The sequence below is a fragment of the Oleiphilus sp. HI0123 genome, assembly GCF_001635315.1.
The window spans coordinates 1-5,484 of the sequence record NZ_LWGE01001456.1 but is presented as its reverse complement, the minus strand read 5'-3'; the positions used below and the strand labels follow the sequence as shown (position 1 = coordinate 5,484).

The 5,484-nt window shown below is 43.4% G+C and carries 6 protein-coding genes; 4 read left to right on the top strand and 2 right to left on the bottom strand.

The features are described 5' to 3' along the window. Positions 1-10 precede the first annotated feature (10 nt). The 3 genes from A3761_RS29070 to A3761_RS19050 are packed head-to-tail and all read left to right on the top strand — an operon-like array spanning position 11 to position 1,544. On the top strand, positions 11-148 hold the full coding sequence (locus A3761_RS29070) for a DsrH/TusB family sulfur metabolism protein (protein ID WP_369808233.1): 138 nt from the start codon (positions 11-13) through the stop codon (positions 146-148). 25 nt (positions 149-173) lie between these two features. Next, the gene (locus A3761_RS19055; RefSeq protein ID WP_068513637.1) at positions 174-506 is read left to right on the top strand and encodes a TusE/DsrC/DsvC family sulfur relay protein; all 333 of its coding nucleotides are present in this window, start codon (positions 174-176) and stop codon (positions 504-506) included. 30 nt (positions 507-536) lie between these two features. Continuing rightward, a complete protein-coding gene (locus A3761_RS19050; protein WP_068552770.1) occupies positions 537-1,544 on the top strand; it encodes a glycosyl transferase family protein in 1,008 nt (335 codons plus the stop codon). Here A3761_RS19050 and A3761_RS19045 read toward each other — a convergent pair. Both A3761_RS19045 and A3761_RS19040 read right to left on the bottom strand, forming a co-directional pair. Beyond that, a complete protein-coding gene (locus A3761_RS19045) occupies positions 1,541-3,085 on the bottom strand; it encodes a sulfotransferase (protein WP_068510798.1) in 1,545 nt (514 codons plus the stop codon). The two genes, A3761_RS19050 and A3761_RS19045, sit on opposite strands and share 4 nt — an antisense overlap. A gap of 141 nt (positions 3,086-3,226) precedes the next feature. After that, entirely contained in the window at positions 3,227-4,435 is a 1,209-nt protein-coding gene (locus A3761_RS19040) for an HD-GYP domain-containing protein (protein ID WP_068510800.1), read from the bottom strand. Between the two features lie 190 nt (positions 4,436-4,625). Here A3761_RS19040 and A3761_RS19035 point away from each other — a divergent pair. After that, positions 4,626-5,484 (top strand): methyltransferase domain-containing protein (locus tag A3761_RS19035; RefSeq protein WP_068750695.1); only part of this gene is annotated, 859 nt, incomplete at its 3' end.

The following is a 5,484-nucleotide window of genomic DNA, read 5'->3' as shown; positions in this document are numbered from 1 at the left end:
ATGGTCTTGTATTGCCGCGACGATTTTTGTACTGACTGAAGATGCCTTGGCTAGGGGTGTAAAAATCCCGGTAGACTATTGTAAAATTGATTACAATGACTTGGTTGAACTTACCATCAAGCATGAAAAAGTGCATAGCTGGTATTAAATCTAGCCTTTGCTAAACACATATTATGAGCGATCAAGACACGCTAAAAAATATCCAGTTTGATGAGCAAGGTTTTCTAGTAAACCTGGATGACTGGTCACGCGACATTGCTGCGGCAATAGCCCTGCAGGAAGGCTTAACGCTAACGCCCGGACACTGGGAAATATTAGACGCCCTGCGCAGCTTTTACCTCGAATACGATCTCTCACCTGCTATGCGCATTCTTGTTAAGCATATAAAAGAGACCTTAGGGGAAGATAAAGGAAATAGCATCTATTTGATGACCCTGTTTCCGGGAAGCCCCGCAAAGCTAGCCAGTAAGATCGCAGGCTTACCCAAACCAACCAATTGCCTATAAACTTACCTTTTTTAAGGAAGTCGACCCCGTATGACAGACGTAAATATTAAACAAGCGAAAGCAGAACACCCATTTGCACCCTTTGTAAGAATACTGGGCAAAGGTAAAAAAGGCAGCCGTTCCCTTACTGAACAAGAAGCTTTTGAAGCAATGAACATGATATTAAAGGGAGAAGTCGAAGACGTGCAGCTGGGCGCCTTCCTTATGCTATTACGCGTTAAAGAAGAATCTGCTGAAGAGCTCAGCGGCTTTGTAAAGGCCGTTAAAGAGCAACTTAATACCCCCGCAATCGCGGCCGATCTTGACTGGTCATCCTATGCCGGAAAACGACGCCACCTACCTTGGTACCTGCCAGCAATTTTCTTGCTGGCTCAAGCCGGTTATCGAGTCATGATTCACGGCGCAAGTGGTCATACTGCAAACCGCCTGTATACTGAAAATATTCTTAATGAACTAGGAATACCAGTCTCACGCTCATGGGAAGAAGTTGCAGACAGTATGAATGTTAGAAGCTTTGCTTACCTGCCACTCGATGCGATTAGCCCACGCTTGGCCGAAATGATCAATATGCGTCACTTGATGGGGCTGCGTTCCCCTGTTCATTCTTTATCGCGACTGATCAATCCCTTGAACGCAGATAGCGTACTCCAAGGAATATTCCACCCCCCCTATAGCGGCCTTCATCAAGAGGCTGGAGCACTACTAGGGTACCGATCACTTTCAGTAATAAAAGGTGAAGGCGGAGAGATTGAGCGAAATCCTGATAATGCCATGGTCGTAAAGTCAGCGATTAAGGGAGAGCTTACTGAAGAAGAGTGGCCTTCTCAATTTGAGCGAAGACACGTTAAAGGGCAGGATTTAACGGTTAACTACCTTAAGCAAGTTTGGCGTGGTGAGCAAGAAGACGAATATGCCTTAGGTGCCATTATCGGTACAACAGCCCTCGCCTTAAAATCTTTAAAACCAGAGTTCTCACAGAAGGACGCCTTCGCATTTGCCGAGAAACTTTGGAGTGAACGCAAATTAGACTTGATCTAATCTACGTTCTGTAAAACCTCTATCAAAGGCGCCAAATATTTTTCATACGGCGCCGATGCTCGCTTGGCATCTTTATATATAGGCTGCCTTACTTGCGCGACACTCGCTGTTCTCACTGCGCGCTTATTTTTATGAAATTCGAAGCAGCCACCCTCTGGCTCCAAATGGCAAAAGGCGAGTAAGTTGTTAATCTGGTGCTCTGAGTTATCCACCATCGCTTCATAATTAGCCTCATAAATACGATCACCAAATAGGTTCTGCCAATGCTTCATCATGTCTTTATAGGCGATATAATACTGGCCCAGCTCTGTTAAATCATTAGTGTATGCTGGGGAACCAGAAAAATTTTGTTTATAAATAGAAAAACAGGTTTCAAGCGGGTCACGTGTACAATGAATAACTTTAGCGTTAGGCATTACAGTTAAGATAAGCCCAACAAACATGAAGTTATAGGGCATCTTGTCTGTAAAATACGTAGCTTTCTGTCTAGCTCTAAGCTTATCTAAATAAGCAGTCATGACTGCGACACACGCGCTAGCCTTATCATCTGCTGAGATATCGCTATTCAATATCTCGCCGTGCGTTCTAAAGCTTTCTCTCAGGTCAAGAATCTCTCCTTCCGCTTCGACCTGCGAGTGACTAGATATAATCTGCTCGATTAGCGTCGTTCCTGAGCGCGGCATACCCAATATGAATATTGGTGAATCATCTGAAAGTTGCGCCCCCTTTACTTCATTTAAAAAACCTTCGTCAAAAGCGTTTAAGATAGCTTTGAAGTCATTTTCTGTCTGGGAATGCTGATAATTTACGCCTTTGCGAGCAATGTCATTTCCCATTTTCAGGTACATGAATGATTTATCGGTCTTCTTACTTCGCTCATAATACATTGACAGAATATACGCGACGTTCATTTGAACTGCTGGCGCTTGTGTTTGCTGAGAAAAGCTTTTCTCCAACTGAGGAATGATGCTTTCTAATAGAGGCTCTTTTCTCCCCTTACCATACAAGATAAGATTCCGAATCACTGCTATTTGGCCAGGGTTGAGTTTCAAAGATTTTTGAAAACAGCTGTAGCCTTTTTCCCCCTCACCTAAACGACTTAGCGCTAAGCCTTTTAAGTTATAGGCATTTGCATTTTTCGGTGAGACTTTTATTAAAGATTTACAAACGCCTAAGGCATCCTTTTCTTTGTGATTCCCAATTAAGACGCCAGCCAATTGCTCTAAAGCTTTTTCATGCTTGGGCTTAAGTTGAAGAGCTTGCTTTAACCACGTTTCGGCTTGTTGATTATGACCTAGCTGTACTGCCAAGCCAGCACCCTGTAAAGCGACTTCATGCTCTTCAGGCAAGGCTTCAATTGCTTTTTTTGCGAAAGAGAAAGCCTCCGGCAGCTTTCCAGCTTGTTGAAGCAATAGAGAAAGTTGTGCGCATATCACGGGCTGACCTGGCGCCTTATCAAGAATCTGACGGTAGATATTTTCTGCTTGCGCTAGCTTGCCTTGCTGATGTAGTGCAAGGGCCTGATTGAATATTTCTTGCATTGACTTACCTAGTTAAGAGTCAGTTTACAGTAGATAATGGCACAAAAATGAGCCAAGTATGTGCTCTACTTTCGAGTAAAACTAATAGCGCTAGTTACCCAAATAGAAACAAAAGATTGATTACCAAGCTAGACGAACAGACTAGCGAAAAATGCTACAACGACTGCCTTCCAGTAACTTAATATTTTTATATAAAAGTTCATTGGCATTGGCGACTAAATTGTAATTGGCATCATACTTTTTGGAGGAAAGAATATCACCCGTCAGTACCCTCATTCGAGAGAGAATCTCAGGTAATCCTTTTAAAATGATAGCTATGTCACGAACAACAGTACATTCATGAATATTATGGAGCTCACAGCAGTCGTTATCGATCTTCATCCCAATAACGCCCTCAGTGCGCTGCCTAAACAGGCTCGGATCAAACACTCCGGTATCGGTTGAAAGCCTAACGAGACGATGAATCATTGAACGCAAACCATGGACACTCAGGTCAAAATCATACGGAAGTAGCTCAGCACTGACGACGAGTAAGCACGACAGCATTTTCTCGAGCTCTTTAATCTTGCTTTCAATATCAAGAAACAGATTTGAGTTCTTTGGTGACTCGATCGGGCTAGACAGGTGCGCTTCAACTAAGGTGATCCAATGCTGATGCGCCCTTTCAAAATACAAAAAAGAATTGAGCCTAAGGTTTGATAAGGTATGAGATATCTGATTGTGACCACCTAGCTGATCAAGGCGGTCACTTAACTCATTGGCGATCACTAAAATCTGGGCGTCTAGACCAAGTTGAGGCTCACCAATGAGATTTGGAAAGCCAGTTCCGTCATTTCGTGCGTGGTGGTGTAGAACCAGCTCCGCAAGCCCTTCTAGCTCAGGTAGGTACTTTTCAACTAAACGTGAACTAATCAGAGGGTGAATATCTCTGCCGTCAAGCGAGCTAGCTGGAGAAAAGAAAGGGCCATTAACCTTTGTGGGAAACTCAATCGTCTCGGTATCGGGTGCGTGTTTACCAATATCTTGCAGTAAACCAGCGACGAACAGCAATCTTTGGTTAGCTTCTGTGAGGCCAGCTGACCGGCCAATCAATAACGCACACCAACTGCAAAACAAAGCCCTTTCGAAGTCGATTTGCGAACAAACATGGACACGAGTAAGTGCCTTCATGATCTCAGGAAATTTTTCAAGCTCATTGCAAAAGAAAACCATTTTTGGCCAATATGAATTGGCTTGGTTTATTTTGAAAAGCGTCGGATGGGAGTCAATAAACATCCGGTATTCGAGAAGCAAGCTTGCTGCGCTGATATAATAATTACCGCCAAGGTAATCAAAACTGCTATCACTCATGGCACTAAATTTCCAGGACAATGTTCGAAAAAGGTATGATTTAAAGATAGGCTACAAGCCCTATATATTCAAAGACGAAAGCGTGATAATTTACTCGTTTTATATATTTGAACGTTTAAGACTATTGCTTGTCTTACTTGTCTCCAAGTTCAGAAACACGCGCTAACAATTCAAAGAGAGATCTCCCTGCATGCATGATGATGTTAAAAACTATTACGGGAAAGTATTAGAAAAAACCGAAGATCTTAAAACCAACGCCTGCTGTACAAGCGCTGGTTTACCTAGACATGTAAAGACGGCATTAGCCAAGGTTCATGATGAGGTACTAGCCCGTTACTATGGCTGCGGTCTAATTGCCCCACCCGTGCTTGAAGGAATGCAGGTAATGGATCTTGGCAGCGGGTCTGGCAGAGATTGCTACGTTCTATCCCAATGGGTTGGCGAACAAGGCCGTGTCTTAGGTATCGACATGACAGAAGAGCAGCTTACCATTGCACTTGAGCACGAATCTTACCATGCCGAGAAATTCGGCTACGCAAGCAAGAATACAGAATTCAAGCTGGGTTATATCGAACGTTTAAACGAACTTGGCCTTGAAGAAAACAGTTTTGATATCATCGTATCAAATTGCGTTATCAACCTTTCACCAGACAAGGAAGCCGTATTGCGAGAAGCCTATCGAGTACTAAAACCAGGAGGTGAGCTTTACTTCTCTGACGTCTATTCAGACCGGAGAGTTCCCCAACACCTTGTTGAGGACCCAGTCCTATACGGCGAGTGTTTGAGCGGCGCACTTTACTGGAACGATTTTGAAAACCTAGCTAAAAAAGTCGGTTTTTTGGACCCGAGGCTTGTAGAAGACGATGTCATCACTATTGAAAATGAATCGGTGCAAGAAAAAGTCGGCCATATCGGTTTTTATTCGGCAACCTACCGTTTATTTAAAATAAAAGACCTTGAACCGCACTGTGAAGATTATGGCCAGGCTGTTATTTACAAAGGCGGTATCGAGCACTTTGAACACGCTTTCGTTCTTGATAAGCACCATA

Coding starts and splice junctions, on each gene's coding strand:
- A3761_RS19055 (WP_068513637.1), top strand. CDS start 174: ATGAGCGATCAAGACACGCTAAAAAATATCCAGTTTGATGAGCAAGGT.
- A3761_RS19050 (WP_068552770.1), top strand. CDS start 537: ATGACAGACGTAAATATTAAACAAGCGAAAGCAGAACACCCATTTGCA.
- A3761_RS19045 (WP_068510798.1), bottom strand. CDS start 3,085: ATGCAAGAAATATTCAATCAGGCCCTTGCACTACATCAGCAAGGCAAG.
- A3761_RS19040 (WP_068510800.1), bottom strand. CDS start 4,435: ATGAGTGATAGCAGTTTTGATTACCTTGGCGGTAATTATTATATCAGC.